Below are 13,127 nucleotides of genomic sequence, written 5' to 3'. Positions count from 1 at the left end.
CGGGAGCGACGGCGTTCACCATCGGCGTCGGCTCTTCTCGGGCAGCAGATCCAGGGCACGCAGCGGGACGGGCTCGTCCCCGTCGACCGTGGTGACCCACACGGTGGCGTCCGGGCAGTAGTCGCTGATGAGTTCACGGCACACCCCGCACGGGGCGATGATCCGGAACCACCCCGCCGGCTTGATCTGCACCGAGACCACCGACGTGATGTTCAGCTCCGCCCCGGCGGGCAGGGCGCCCCGGGCGGTGCCCATGGCCACCCCCTCGGCACAGATCGAGCTGCGCCGGCAGGACCCCTCCACATGGACCCCGGTGTGCACCCGGCCGTCGGCCGTACGCAGCGCGGTCGCGACCTCGTGGCGGCCCGACTGCCACACCTTGGCCAGCAAGTGCTGTGCGACGGCGAGGAGTTCGACGTCGTCCTCGTCCATCGACGCCGGTACGGAAACGGGCCGCACATCCACGGCGCTCATACCGGCAGTCCCAGCAGGCGGGCCATGTTGCCGCCCTCGACCAGCGCCCGGTCCTTCTCGTCCTCGACCGCCTTCGCGATCTTCATGCGCTCCAGGTCGAAGTCGGAGCCGGGCCACTCGCTGCCCATCAGGATCTTCTCCGGCCCCAGGCGCGCATAGGCCCGCTTCACGTCGCTCATCAGCGTCGCCGACGTCTCCAGGTACACGTGCGGCTGCCGTTCGGCCACGATGATCGCCTCCGGCACGTTCCACACCGCCCCCATGTGCGCGATGATCGTGGGGACTTGAGGGTGGTCCCGGGCTATCTCCTCGATGGCCAGCGGCGCGCAGAACGCGTCGTCGAGCGCGTTGATCAGCACCAGCAGCCCGCGCCGCGCGCACGCCTCGAAGACCGGGTCCAGCAGGCCGTGGTCGGCGACGTGGTAACCGTGCAGGCTCGGGTGCAGCTTCAGCCCGACCAGGCCCGCGTCGGCCATCCGGTCGATCTCGTCGAGCGCGTCGTCGGCCTGCGGCATCACCTGCCCGAACCCGAAGAACCGGTCCGGGTACGAGGCCACCAGCGAGGCGATGAAGTCGTTCTCGATGCGCTGCGCGAGCGAGCACACCATCGCCATGTCCACCCCGGCCGCGTCCATCCGGTCGAGGATGCGGCGCGGCTCGAAGGGTTTGTACGGCGGCGGGGCCTGGCCCTTGCGGGCGCCTGTGAGGTAGTCGGAACGGCCGCGGACGTCCTGAGTGGTGTTGTACGCGTCGATGATCAAAGCGGTTCGTCCTTACTCGCTGCTCGCGACGTGCTGCTCGCTTGAGACCAGGGGCAGATGGCAGCGCACACTGCGGCCCGGCGCGATCTCACGCAGCTCGGGCGCGTTGGTCCGGCACCGTTCCGTGGCGATCGGACACCGGGTGCGGAACAGGCACCCCTCGGGCGGGTTCGCCGGATCGGGCAACTCGCCCTCCAGTACCTGCTGTTCACGGATCTCTCCGGGACGCAGCACGGGAACGGAGGACAGCAGTGCCCGGCTGTAGGGATGCGCGGGGGCGGCGAAGAAGGCGTCACGGGAGGCGACTTCGATGATCTGGCCGAGGTACATGACCGCGATCCGGTCGGCGATGTGCCGTACGACGCCCAGGTCGTGCGAGATGAACAGCATCGTCAGGCCCCGGTCGCGGACCAGGTCCGACAGCAGGTTCAGCACCTGCGCCTGGATCGACACGTCCAGCGCGGAGACCGCCTCGTCGGCCACCACGAACTGCGGTGACGAGGCCAACGCCCGTGCGATGCCGATGCGTTGACGCTGGCCGCCGGAGAACTCGTGCGGCCTGCGCCCGCCGGCCTCCGCGCCGAGACCGACCAGGTCGAGCAGTTCGGCCACCGCCTTCGCGGCCTCGGTGCGGGTGGCGCCGCGTGACCGCAGGAGCGGTTCGGCGACGATGTCGGCGATCCTGCGGCGCGGGTTCAGCGAACCGAACGGGTCCTGGAACACCATCTGCAACTCGGCCCGCGTACGGCGCAGTTGGCTGCCGCGCAGCCGGGTGAGCTCGGTGCCGTCGAACTCGATGCGGCCCGAGGCGGGTTCGATCACGCGCAACAGGGCGCGACCCAGCGTGGACTTGCCGCACCCCGACTCGCCGACCAGGCCCAGGGTCTCGCCCTGAAGGATGTCGAGATCGACGTCCCGCAGCGCCCTGACCCGGCCGCCCGCCCGGCCCGGGTACTCGACGCGCAGCTCGCGGGCCTGGATGAGCGCGGCGGTCATGCGATTCCTCCCTGGGAGCGGGCCGTGGCGCGGGCGGGGGAGGGCAGCACGCAGGCGTCGAGGTGACCGTCGTCGCCGTGCCGCCGGCGCAGCACGGGCCGGTCGGAACACGCGTCGTGGACGAACGGACACCGGGGCGCGAACGCACAGCCGGAGGGCCGGTCCACCCCGGTCAACGGGCTGCCCGCGATGGTCGGCAGCCGTCGTACGACAGGACCGTCGATCGGCGGGACGGAGCCCAGCAACCCCATGGTGTAGGGGTGTTGGGGCTGGAACAGCACTTCCTCGCGCAGCCCCTGTTCCACGATCCGGCCCGCGTACATCACCGCCACACGGTCGGCGACCTCGGCGACGATGCCCAGGTCGTGCGTGATCAGCAGCACGGAGGTGCCGTGGTCGCGCTGGACGCTTTTGAGTACGGCGAGGACCTGCGCCTGGATCGTGACGTCGAGGGCGGTGGTGGGTTCGTCGGCGATGAGTACGGCGGGGTCGTTGGCCAGGCCCATGGCGATCATCACGCGTTGGCGCATGCCCCCCGAGAGTTGGTGGGGATAGGCGCGGGCCGTGCGGTCCGGGCCGGCGATGCCGACCTCGCCGAGCAACTCCACGGCGCGGGCCGTCGCCTGACCCCGCGTCACATCGCGATGGGCGCGGATCATCTCGGAGACCTGGGCGCCCGCCCGGTGCAGCGGGTTGAGCGCGGCCAGCGCGTCCTGGAAGACGACCGCGATGTCCTTGCCGCGCACACTCCGCAACTCCCGCTCCGACGCGGCCACGAGGTCACGGCCCTTGAAGGTCGCCGCACCGCTGATGTGGGTGCGCGGACCCCGGTTCAGACCGACCAGGCTCATCGACAGGGCGGACTTCCCGGACCCCGACTCGCCCACCAGCGCGAGGACCTCGCCCTGGCGGAGGGTCAGGTCGACGCCGTCCACGGCGGGCAGCCGGCCGCCCGGGACGTCGAACTGGACGCGCAGGTCCCGGACTTCGAGCACCGGCGCCGACGTCATGAGCCCTCGCTCACGGCCACGGCAGCCGTGTGGATCAGGTCGGCGACACGCTCCGGCCACACGAGGGTCGTGTAGTGGCTGCCCGGCACGTGCTCGACGGTGGCCTTCATCCGGGCCGACATATCGTTCTGGATCTCGGGGCGGAGTGTGCGGTCGTCGTCGGCGACCAGGTACCAACTGGGCAGGGTGCGCCAGGCGGGTGTGCCGGTCGGCTGCGTGAAGATGAGGTTGTCCGCCTTGCGCCCCTCCGCCTCCACCACGGCACGCTGCTCCGGCGAGAGATCGGGGCCTATCTCCGCCCAGAACTCCTCGCTCGTCTCGGACTTCCACTCACCGTTCGGGCCGCGCCGCATGTACTTGGAGATCTCGGCATCCTCATACCGCTCGACGATCTCGCTGACCGTCTCGCCCTCGTCCGGCCCGAACGCGGCTATGTAGACAAGCCCCTTGACCCGCGGATCGCGCCCGACATTGCTGATGACCGCGCCACCGTAGGAGTGCCCTGCGAGCAGCACCGGGCCCGTCGTCTCCGCCAACACGGCCGCCGTGTTGGCGACATCGTCCTCCAGGGAGGTCATCGGGTTCGTGACGGTGAACAGCCGGTGGCCGCGGGCTGCCAGCAGGGGCTGCACCGCCGACCAGGTCGTCGGCCGTCCGCCGGCGCCGTGGACCAGCACGATGTCCATGCGGGTCATCCTTTCCGTAGCCGCGGATCGAGGACCGTGTACAGCAGGTCCACCGCGTGGTTGACCAGGGTGAAGAGGAGAGCGATGGCGAGGGCGGCGCCCTGCACGACGGGGTAGTCGCGTTGCAGGACGCCCTGCACGAGCAGGCGGCCGACCCCGGCGTACGAGAAGACGGTCTCGGTGATCACCGATCCGCCCAGCAGCGAGCCGAATTGGAGCCCGAGGACGGTCACGATGGGCAGCCAGGAGTTGCGGAGCACGTGGTGGCGGATCACCACGCTCTCGCTGAGGCCCTTCATCCGGGCGGTCCGCACGAAGTCGTCGTCGAGGACCTCCAGCACGGAGGCGCGCACGATGCGGGTGATGAACCCGGCCATCGACAGCGCCAACGTGACGGCGGGCAGGATCAGATGCTGGATCCAGGGCCACACCAGCTCGGGTCGGTTCTGCAGAATCGCGTCCAGGAGCACGAAGTTGGTGGTCGGGTTGTAGTCCAGAGAGCTGGGCAGCCGGCCCAGGACCGGGAGCCAGCGCAGCCACACGCCGAACACGACGATGCCGAGCACCCCGAGCGCGAACCAGGGCAGCGAGAAACTGACCGTGGCCACGGCCCGCGTCGACTGGTCGATCCAACTGCCCTTGCGCAGCGCGGCGATGACACCGGTGACGACCCCGAGCAGGACCGCGATCATCATTGCCGCGAGCGTCAACTCGATGGTGGCGGGGAGCGCGTCGCCGAGCAGACCCAGGACGCTGTTGGAACCGTAGAACGAGGTGCCGAGCCGGAGATGCACCAGGTCGTTGAGGAAGCTGCCGTACTGGACGATCAGCGGTCGGTCGAGGCCGAGTGCCTTGTTGACGCGTGCCTCGTTGGCGGCCAGTTGGGACGCGGAGAGATTGTTGCCGCCGGCCGCGAGCGAGGTCGCCGGTGAGCCGGGGAGCAGGCGCATCGCGAGGAACACCAGGCTGGCCAGCGCGAACAGGACGACGGGGATGACCGCGAGCCGTCGTAGGACCAACAGGGCTGTTCCCGCCGCCCACTTGGGCCGGGGGAGGGGGAGCAGGACGGTGGTCACGCCGGCCCCCGTACGTCGAGCGCGTCGCGGAGGTCGTCGCCGACGAAGTTGCAGGCGACGACGAAGAGGAGCGTGAACGTCGCAGGCAGGACGACCAGTCGGGGTGCCGTGTAGAGGAACTCCTGGCCCGCCTGGACCATGTAGCCCCAGTCGGGCTGCGGGGGTTGGATGCCGAGGCCGAGGTAGGAGAGACCGGCGGCGAAACCGGCCGCGATCGAGAGCGTCATGACGACCTGCGCGAGCATCGGTCCCGCGATGTTCGGGAGGAGTTCGCGGGCAAGGATGCGCGGGGTGCTGGTGCCGCCCAGCTTGGAGGCGACGACGTAGTCACGCGCCGCCTCGCGGGCGGTCAGGGCGCGGGCCAGCCGGGCCAGACCGGGCGCGAGGGACACCCCGATGCCGAAGACCAGACTGACCGTGCCCGGCCCCGCTGCTGCCACGAGCAGGATCACCAGCAGGATGGACGGGAACGCGAGCGCGAGGTCCACGATCCGCATCAGGACCTGCTCCACGACACCGCCCGCGTACCCGGCGACGAGTCCGATCCCGGTGCCGGCGACCGCCGCGAGCGCGGTCGCCGCGAACGCCACCAGCAGCAACGGGCGGGCGCCGTGCACGAGTCTGGCGAACTCGTCCCGGCCCAGGTCGTCCGTGCCGAACAGATGCCCCGCCGAGCCCATCGGCAACAGCGCCGACGAGGTCTGCCGCAGCGGATCCGCCTGCACGAGCAGCGGCCCCACGACGGCCACCAGGACCAGCGCGATCAGGACGAGCCAGGCCAGCACCGCTGGCCAGGACCGCGCCAACCGGCGGCGACGCCATACGGCGAGGACCATCCGCCCGATCGACGGGGACGAGGAGGTCCCTACGGTCGCCACGGGTGGTGGAGCCGTCGTGGTGTCAGACACTGGCCTTCTCCATGTAACAGCGGTGGTTGGCCAGCGCCGCCGTGTTCATGTGCTTCACGTGCGAGCCGCTGACCACGAGGTTGGCGAAGCAGGCCAGCATCGACAGCACCATGTAGTCCTCCGCCCACCGGCGCTGGATCTTCGTGTAGGCGGCGGTGCGCTGCGCACCGAGGGGCAGGTTCTTGGCCGTGTCCAGCTCCGCCTGGAGCGAGGCGGCGTCCTTGAGCGTGTCCATGCCGGTGATCGTCGCGCCGTAGAGACCGGTGGGGCTGGCCATGGCGCCGACCATGTCGTTGGCGTCCGGGACGTAGGTGTTGCGCTCCCAGATCATCAGGTCGTGGTAGTCGTCCTTGCCGTCGAGGAGCCGGGTGAAGTAGGTGGCCGGGTCGACGGAGGTGGTGAGCACCTTGAAGCCGACGTCGGTCAGGTTCTGGGCGACGATCTGTGCGGCCTTCGGGTGCCAGGAGTCGCTCGCCGCCATGAGCCGGATACGGCGGCCGCCCGCGCCCGCCTCGGCGACGAGCTTCTTCGCCTTGGCCGTGTCCTGGGTGCTGAGGTCGGCGAGGCTGGTGTCGTAGCCGCTCTGCGCGGGCGGGATGGCGTAGCCCCCGGGCAGCGCGCCGACGCCGTAGAAGGCCTGGTCGAGGATGGACTTGCGGTCGATCGCGAGGTTGATGGCCTGGCGGACCTTGAGTTCGGGGACGCGGCGGGCGTCGATCATCAGGATCGCGTTGGCGTTGTACGGCGTCTTGTAGACCGTCACCGAGTCGTCCTTGCGCAGCTGTGCGGCCGCGGAGTACGGGGTGAACTGGGTGGCCGAGATGTCGCCGCTGAGCAGGGAACTGACGATCGTCGACGGGTCCTGGACCTGGCGCAGCACCAGCCGGTCGACGGGCGGTCTGCCCAGGCGGAAGTCGTCGAAGGCCGTGAGGGTGATCGACTGGCCGGAGGTGGCGGCGGAGAAGGCGAACGGGCCGGTGCCGACGAGGTGCTTGCCGATGTCGGCGCCGTACTTCTTCAGCGCGGCCTTCGAGATGATGCGGCCGCCGATGTCGGAGAGCTGGCCCAGGGCGGTGCGGTCCGGCTTCTTGAGGACCATCTTGACGGTCAGGTCGTCCGGGGCGGTCAGCGAGGCGACGTTCGCGCCCAGGTCGGACAGCGGGCGGGTGGCGCCCTTGGGCAGCGTCTTGTCCTTCTCGTCGAACTGCCGTCCCAGGCTGGCCAGTACGTCCGCCGAGGTCAGCGTGGTGCCGTCGTGGAACTTGACGCCCTCGCGCAGGGCGAAGGTGTACGTGAGCTGGTCGTCGGAGATCGCCCAGCTCTTGGCCAGGTCCGGGGTGGGCTCGTTGGTCTCGAAGGAGATGAAGGTCAGGCCCCGGCAGATGCAGTCGACGGCCATCCAGTCGCCCAACGAGGTGTAGAACGACGGGTCGTTGACCGCGCTGGTCGCGTCGATGGCCAGGGTCAGCGTGCCGCCCTTGCTGCTCCCCTTCGCGTCGTCGGCCGCCGCACCGCAGGCGCTGAGCAGGGCGGGGAGCCCGAAGCCGGCTCCCACGCCGAGGAGCCCCGCGCCCCGGAGCATGGTGCGGCGCGACGCCGTCGACGGGGCGGAGCCGGGTGAGGACGATCCAGCTGACTGGTCCGGCATGTGGGCCTCCTTGGGCACCGATCCTCGAATAATGGATCTCAAAGTGTCGAGATTGGATCCAAAAACATGTTCACGGGCCACAAGGTCTCTCTCGTGTCCCGGGTGTTAAAGGCGTGTGAACCGAGCTGTGGTTCAGATCCGGTCACTACCGGCTACGCGCCGGACATTCCTCGACGACTCATCAACTCCGGCCAGACCACCGGGTCATGACCGGGGACGAGCTCGTAGTCGCGCTCGGCGGCGATGCGCTTGAGCCGGCGGATGGGCTCGACGGTGCTCTCCGGATCGACGCCGATCGAGGCGCCGATCGGGCGCTCGTGCTCGATGTTCTCGGTGAGATCGGCGGCGTCGAAGGCGAACACGAAGCCGCCGCCGTCCGCGAGATCGACGACGAAACTCTGGTGCCCCGGGGTGTGCCCGGCGGTCAGCATAGCGGTCACGCCGGGCGCGATCTCCGCGTCGCCGTCGGCCTGTCGCCAGTCGATCCGCGGGTCGTCGAAGTCGACGCGGAAGATCGAGTGGCGCTCGACGTCGGGCCGCCCGGACAGGCCGTAGGAGAGTTCCTCGCGTTGTACGTGCACCGGAACCCGCCCCGCGAAGTGCTTGAGCCCGCCCGCGTGGTCGGCGTGCAGATGACTGACGGCCACCGCGTGGATCGCGTCCATCGCGATGCCGGCCGCGTCGAGGGCCTCCTCCAGGGGCTCGCCCGGGCCCGGCAGGATCGGCCGGTAGTTGGGGGAGCCGTAGAAGCGGCGGCGCAGGGCCGGGTCCCGGATCAGCGCCGTGTTGAAGCCGGTGTCGAGCAGCAGCCAGCCGCCGTCGCACTCCAGGAGCACGGCCGGTACGGGTTCACGCAGCCGTTCCTCGTACGGGGCGCCGTGCACGGAGACGGACTTGGGGAGCTCCTCCCAGCCCAGCAGCAGGGGCACGATCCTGCGTACGCCGTGACGGGTCATGAGGGGTGCGGGTGGGGCGGCTGACGCATCGGCGTGATCCGTTCCGGGAGTTCATCATGGGCGCCTGCGGGAGTGGGGGGCTCGCCTGCGCGGGGATGGGCCATGGGGATCCACACTTTAAGTATGTGGATCCCAAAGGCGGTTGCGGAGAGGTGAACAAGTTCTCTCCCCCCTCCCCCCTCCCCCCTCTCCCTCCTCAGCCCGTTCTGCCGCGCAGCGTCTCCTTCTTGGCCCGGTTTCCGCAGGTGCCCATGGAGCACCAACGGCGGTTTCCGGGGCGGGAGATGTCCAGGAACAGTGCGCCGCAGTTCGGGCCCGCGCAGTTGCGGAGGCGGGCGAGCGACGGGGAGGTGACGAGGTCCAGGGTGTCGCGGGCGACGAGGGCGAGGGTGGCTCGGACGGGGTCGTCTGCGTGCTGGGTGAGGTGTCCTGCCGAGGTGAGGCGCGGTACGGGGACGGCGTGCGCGGCGGCCGAGTTGACCCGGTCGCGGGAGAGGGCGTCGGGCGTCCGGCCGGCCCGCGCGGCGGTGATCAGGGCGTGGACGGCCTCCCGTAGCTCCCGCGCGTTCGCGGCATCGGGACGCCCGGTGGCGTCGGCGCAGGGGCCGCACTGCCGCACCCACGCCAACAGGGCCTCGGCGTCCGGGAGTTCCTCCACCACGTCGGGGGCACCGCGGTGCCGCAGGGTGCGCACGAAGTCCAGGCAGAGGCGGCCGGCGCCCTGGCGGAAACGGGGAGTTGCTGGCACGGGCCCACCCTACCTCCGTAGAACCAGTTTAAGCGGTGCCAAGGGGCAGGCTCGCCTGCTACCGTCACGGGAACCAGTCAAACCGGTTCTCACGTGAGGTGTGTCCGTGCCCCGCTGGGTGATCCTCGTTCTGTCCCTCGCCTGTGGTGTGGGCGTCTCGACCATCTACTTCCCGCAGGCGATCAGCTCGCTCGTCGCCGCCGACCTGCGCGTCTCCGCCGCCTCGGCCGCCCTCGTCGTCACGGCGGCCCAGTTCGGGTACGCGGCCGGCATCTTCCTCCTCGTCCCCCTCGGCGACCGACTCCCGCACCGCCCCCTGATCGTCACCCTGCTCACGCTCACCGCCGTCGGACTGCTCGCCGCGAGCGCCGCGCCCTCGCTTGCGCTGCTCGTCGCCGCGAGCGCGGTCACCGGCGTGACGACCGTCGTGCCGCAGATCATCATCCCGATGGCCGCCGGACTCGTACCCGCCGAACGCCGCGGAGCCGTCACCGGCACGCTCCTCAGCGGCCTGATCGGTGGCATCCTCCTGGCCCGCACCTTCAGCGGCACCCTCGGCGAGAGGTTCGGCTGGCGGGCGCCGTACGTCGTGGCCGCGGTGATTGTCCTGGCCCTGGCCGCGGTCCTCTCCCGGGTCGTCCCGGACACCGAACCGTCCACGCGCCTCAGCTACCCGTCCCTGATAGCCGCGCCCCTGAACCTCCTGCGCACCGAACCCGACCTCCGCCGCTCCTGCCTCTACCAGGCCACCGTCTTCGCCGGCTTCAGCGCCGCCTGGACCACGCTCACCCTGCTCGTCACCGGACCGACGTACGCCATGGGCGCCCAGACGGTGGGCGTGCTCGGACTGGTCGGCGCGGCCAGCATGTTCAGCACCCCGCTCGCCGGCCGCCTCGCCGACCGCAGGGGGCCCGACACGGTCAGTCTCCTCGCGATGCTCGGCGCGATCGCGTCGGCGGCGGTGCTCGTGCCCGCCTACCGGGGAGGCACGACCGGCCTGCTGGCCCTGGCAGCGGGCATGCTGCTGCTCGACGTGGCCATCCAGTCCGGCCAGGTCGCCAACCAGGCCCGCATCTTCGCCCTGCGGCCCGAGGCCCGGGCGCGTATCAACACCGCTTACATGACCTGCGCGTTCCTCGGCGGCAGCGCGGGCTCCTGGCTCGGCGTGCGCACGTACGACCAGTTCGGCTGGCGGGGTGTGACGGGTCTGGTCGCCGCCCTGGCCGTCGTTGCGCTGGCCCGGCACCTGCACCACGTACGCCGTGCACAGCGCGGTGGGAGGCGATCGGACCGGTCAGGATTCGAGAAGCGCGAGGCCACGCCTTCCCCCTAGCGTGACTGCCAGGTGCGGCACCGTGCACCGGAAGCGGACGTACCGCTCGAAGCCTGGTTGGATCGAGCCGGGCGATGACCGCCGAGCGACTCTCGGCGGCCCGGCGCAAACGGAGGGAACGCACGATGAGCAAGGCCACGAGAACGGACACGCACCAGTCCGGGCTGCACGCTGCCGACAGCCACGACCTGATCCGCGTGCACGGGGCGCGCGAGAACAATCTCAAGGACGTCAGCATCGAGATCCCGAAGCGCCGGCTGACGGTGTTCACCGGTGTCTCCGGCTCGGGCAAGAGCTCACTCGTGTTCGACACGATCGCCGCGGAGTCGCAGCGGCTGATCAACGAGACGTACAGCGCCTTCGTGCAGGGCTTCATGCCGACGCTGGCCCGCCCCGAGGTCGACGTCCTCGACGGACTGACCACCGCGATCATCGTGGACCAGCAGCGGCTGGGCGCCGACCCCCGTTCCACGGTCGGCACCGCCACCGACGCCAACGCCATGCTGCGCATCCTCTTCAGCCGCCTCGGGAAGCCGTACCTCGGCTCGCCCAAGGCGTTCTCCTTCAACGTCGCCTCGATCAGCGGCGCGGGCGCGGTCACCATGGAACGCGGCGGACAGAAGGTCAAGGAGCGCCGCAGCTTCAGCATCACCGGCGGCATGTGCCCGCGCTGCGAGGGCCGCGGCTCGGTCACCGACCTCGACCTCACCCAGCTCTACGACGACTCCAAGTCCCTCGCGGAGGGCGCGATCACCGTGCCCGGCTACACGGGCGGCGGCTGGAACTCGCGCCTCTACACGGAGTCGGGCTTCTTCGACCCCGACAAGCCCATCAGCAAGTTCACGAAGAAGGAACTCCAGGACTTCCTGCACCGCGAGCCGACCAGGATGAAGATCGCGGGCATCAACATGACCTACGAAGGTCTGATCCCGCGCATCCAGAAGTCGATGCTCGCCAAGGACCGGGAGGGCATGCAGCCGCACATCCGCGAGTTCGTGGACCGCGCGGTCACCTTCACCGTCTGCCCCGAGTGCGACGGCACCCGCCTCAACGAGGGCGCCCGCTCCTCGAAGATCAAGGGCATCAGCATCGCCGACGCCTGTGCGATGCAGATCAGCGACCTGGCCGAGTGGGTCCGCGGCCTCGACGAACCGTCGGTCGCCCCCTTGCTCACCGCACTGCGACAGGCCCTCGACTCGTTCGTGGAGATCGGGCTCGGCTATCTCTCGCTCAACCGGCCGGCGGGCACGCTGTCCGGCGGTGAGGCGCAGCGCGTGAAGATGATCCGCCACCTCGGTTCCTCGCTCACCGACGTCACGTACGTCTTCGACGAGCCCACCATCGGACTGCACCCGCACGACATCCAGCGCATGAACGACCTGCTGCTGCGCCTGCGCGACAAGGGCAACACCGTGCTCGTCGTGGAGCACAAGCCGGAGACCATCGTGATCGCCGACCACATCGTCGACCTCGGTCCCGGCGCCGGTACGGCGGGCGGCACCGTCTGCTTCGAGGGCACCGTCGAGGGACTGCGCACCGGCGGCACCATCACCGGCCGGCACTTCGACGACCGGGCCAAGCTGAAGGAGTCGACGCGCAAGCCGACCGGCACTCTGGAGATCCGGGGCGCCGCGACCAACAACCTCCAGGACGTCGACGTCGACATCCCGCTGGGCGTCCTCGCCGTCATCACCGGTGTCGCGGGCTCCGGCAAGAGCTCGCTCGTGCACGGGTCGATCCCGGCCGGCGAGAACGTGGTCTCCGTCGACCAGGGCGCCATCCGCGGATCGCGCCGGAGCAACCCGGCGACGTACACCGGACTCCTCGAACCGATCCGCAAGGCGTTCGCCAAGGCCAACGGCGTGAAGCCGGCCCTGTTCAGCGCCAACTCCGAGGGCGCCTGCCCCACCTGCAACGGCGCCGGCGTCATCTACACCGACCTGGCGATGATGGCCGGCGTGGCCACCACCTGCGAGGACTGCGAGGGGAAGCGGTTCGACGCGTCGGTCCTTGAGTACCACTTCGGCGGGCGTGACATCAGCGAGGTGCTCGCGATGTCGGTGACCGAGGCCGAGGAGTTCTTCGGCGCGGGCGAGGCGGCGACACCGGCCGCGCACAAGATCCTGACCCGGCTCGTCGACGTCGGCCTCGGCTACCTCAGCCTCGGCCAGCCGCTCACCACTCTCTCCGGCGGCGAACGCCAGCGCCTCAAGCTCGCCACCCACATGTCCGAGAAGGGCGGCGTCTACGTCCTCGACGAACCCACCGCCGGCCTCCACCTCGCCGACGTGGAGCAACTGCTCGGCCTGCTCGACCGGTTGGTCGACTCCGGCAAGTCGGTCATCGTCGTCGAGCACCACCAGGCGGTCATGGCCCACGCCGACTGGATCATCGACCTCGGTCCCGGCGCCGGGCACGACGGCGGAAAGATCGTCTTCGAGGGAACACCGGCCGACCTGGTCGAGGCCCGGTCGACGCTCACGGGGGAGCACCTGGCGGCGTACGTCGGCGCCTGAGCCCCACAGTTCCGG

12 protein-coding genes are annotated in these 13,127 nt (G+C 70.2%); 2 read left to right on the top strand and 10 right to left on the bottom strand.

Annotated features, from left to right (window positions below):
* Positions 1 to 15: 15 nt before the first annotated feature.
* The 10 genes from ACGFY9_RS28355 to ACGFY9_RS28310 form a co-directional block, all read right to left on the bottom strand.
* Complete coding sequence (locus tag ACGFY9_RS28355; protein ID WP_393758720.1) at positions 16 to 474, bottom strand: cytidine deaminase; 459 nt, start codon at positions 472 to 474, stop codon at positions 16 to 18.
* Complete coding sequence (locus tag ACGFY9_RS28350) at positions 471 to 1,235, bottom strand: amidohydrolase family protein (RefSeq protein ID WP_393758718.1); 765 nt, start codon at positions 1,233 to 1,235, stop codon at positions 471 to 473. The genes ACGFY9_RS28355 and ACGFY9_RS28350 overlap by 4 nt, the downstream gene beginning before the upstream one ends.
* Before the next feature lie 12 nt (positions 1,236 to 1,247).
* The gene (locus ACGFY9_RS28345; protein WP_393758716.1) at positions 1,248 to 2,231 is read right to left on the bottom strand and encodes an ABC transporter ATP-binding protein; all 984 of its coding nucleotides are present in this window, start codon (positions 2,229 to 2,231) and stop codon (positions 1,248 to 1,250) included.
* On the bottom strand, positions 2,228 to 3,241 hold the full coding sequence (locus ACGFY9_RS28340; protein WP_393758714.1) for an ABC transporter ATP-binding protein: 1,014 nt from the start codon (positions 3,239 to 3,241) through the stop codon (positions 2,228 to 2,230). The genes ACGFY9_RS28345 and ACGFY9_RS28340 overlap by 4 nt, the downstream gene beginning before the upstream one ends.
* Positions 3,238 to 3,927, bottom strand: coding sequence for an alpha/beta hydrolase (locus ACGFY9_RS28335; protein ID WP_393758712.1), 690 nt, complete (start codon positions 3,925 to 3,927; stop codon positions 3,238 to 3,240). Before ACGFY9_RS28335 ends, ACGFY9_RS28340 begins: the two co-directional genes overlap by 4 nt.
* A gap of 5 nt (positions 3,928 to 3,932) precedes the next feature.
* Entirely contained in the window at positions 3,933 to 5,003 is a 1,071-nt protein-coding gene (locus ACGFY9_RS28330) for an ABC transporter permease (RefSeq protein WP_393758710.1), read from the bottom strand.
* Positions 5,000 to 5,911, bottom strand: a complete 912-nt coding sequence (locus ACGFY9_RS28325; RefSeq protein ID WP_393758708.1) for an ABC transporter permease — start codon at positions 5,909 to 5,911, stop codon at positions 5,000 to 5,002. Before ACGFY9_RS28325 ends, ACGFY9_RS28330 begins: the two co-directional genes overlap by 4 nt.
* The gene (locus tag ACGFY9_RS28320; RefSeq protein ID WP_393758706.1) at positions 5,904 to 7,559 is read right to left on the bottom strand and encodes an ABC transporter substrate-binding protein; all 1,656 of its coding nucleotides are present in this window, start codon (positions 7,557 to 7,559) and stop codon (positions 5,904 to 5,906) included. The genes ACGFY9_RS28325 and ACGFY9_RS28320 overlap by 8 nt, the downstream gene beginning before the upstream one ends.
* A gap of 152 nt (positions 7,560 to 7,711) precedes the next feature.
* Positions 7,712 to 8,515: an N-acyl homoserine lactonase family protein gene (locus ACGFY9_RS28315; RefSeq protein WP_393758704.1), complete on the bottom strand. Its 804-nt coding sequence runs from the start codon at positions 8,513 to 8,515 to the stop codon at positions 7,712 to 7,714.
* A 196-nt stretch (positions 8,516 to 8,711) separates the two neighbouring features.
* A complete protein-coding gene (locus tag ACGFY9_RS28310; RefSeq protein WP_393758702.1) occupies positions 8,712 to 9,263 on the bottom strand; it encodes a CGNR zinc finger domain-containing protein in 552 nt (183 codons plus the stop codon).
* 106 nt (positions 9,264 to 9,369) lie between these two features.
* On the opposite strand from ACGFY9_RS28310, the gene ACGFY9_RS28305 reads away from it, so the two are divergent.
* Both ACGFY9_RS28305 and ACGFY9_RS28300 read left to right on the top strand, forming a co-directional pair.
* Positions 9,370 to 10,596, top strand: coding sequence for an MFS transporter (locus tag ACGFY9_RS28305; protein ID WP_393758700.1), 1,227 nt, complete (start codon positions 9,370 to 9,372; stop codon positions 10,594 to 10,596).
* Between the two features lie 125 nt (positions 10,597 to 10,721).
* Positions 10,722 to 13,112, top strand: a complete 2,391-nt coding sequence (locus ACGFY9_RS28300) for an ATP-binding cassette domain-containing protein (RefSeq protein ID WP_393758698.1) — start codon at positions 10,722 to 10,724, stop codon at positions 13,110 to 13,112.
* Positions 13,113 to 13,127 lie beyond the last annotated feature (15 nt).

Origin of the sequence: Streptomyces sp. NPDC048504 (genome assembly GCF_043200035.1) — a bacterium.
In the GTDB taxonomy this organism is placed as follows: domain Bacteria; phylum Actinomycetota; class Actinomycetes; order Streptomycetales; family Streptomycetaceae; genus Streptomyces.
The sequence above is the reverse complement of the archived record's forward strand: the minus strand, read 5'-3'. Positions and strand labels throughout refer to the sequence as shown.

Bases quoted from the DNA above. Each gene is read 5' to 3' on its own strand.
- ACGFY9_RS28355 (WP_393758720.1), bottom strand. From the start codon at position 474: ATGAGCGCCGTGGATGTGCGGCCCGTTTCCGTACCGGCGTCGATGGAC.
- ACGFY9_RS28345 (WP_393758716.1), bottom strand. From the start codon at position 2,231: ATGACCGCCGCGCTCATCCAGGCCCGCGAGCTGCGCGTCGAGTACCCG.
- ACGFY9_RS28340 (WP_393758714.1), bottom strand. From the start codon at position 3,241: ATGACGTCGGCGCCGGTGCTCGAAGTCCGGGACCTGCGCGTCCAGTTC.
- ACGFY9_RS28335 (WP_393758712.1), bottom strand. From the start codon at position 3,927: ATGGACATCGTGCTGGTCCACGGCGCCGGCGGACGGCCGACGACCTGG.
- ACGFY9_RS28320 (WP_393758706.1), bottom strand. From the start codon at position 7,559: ATGCCGGACCAGTCAGCTGGATCGTCCTCACCCGGCTCCGCCCCGTCG.
- ACGFY9_RS28315 (WP_393758704.1), bottom strand. From the start codon at position 8,515: ATGACCCGTCACGGCGTACGCAGGATCGTGCCCCTGCTGCTGGGCTGG.
- ACGFY9_RS28300 (WP_393758698.1), top strand. From the start codon at position 10,722: ATGAGCAAGGCCACGAGAACGGACACGCACCAGTCCGGGCTGCACGCT.